Annotated in this window: 1 pseudogene; it reads left to right on the top strand. The window is 69.2% G+C overall.

The window, feature by feature from the left end:
• Positions 1-247 (top strand): annotated as a pseudogene (locus AC0L2O_RS37280) (potassium/proton antiporter); the annotation flags it as partial.

Raw genomic sequence — 247 nt, 5'->3', positions numbered from 1 at the left:
CCTACCGCGTAGCACCTGGCAGCCCGGTGGCGCGCGGTGAGCGCATTCCGCGCTGGGCGCGACCGTCGCTGGTGCTGCGTGACGGACGCTCGATGCGCTTCCAGGACATGGGCAGGCTCGCCGCCGGCGACCATGTCTACATCTTCGTGCCGGATCGCTATCCAGCCCTGCTCGACAAGCTGTTCGCCAGCCGCGCCGTGGTCGATCCCGAGGATGCGGACTTCTTCGGCGCCTTCGCCGTCGATCC

Source organism: Bradyrhizobium sp. Kon10, from assembly GCF_055807395.1.
Note: the sequence above shows the minus strand (reverse complement) of the source record. Positions and strands in the feature narration are given on the sequence as shown.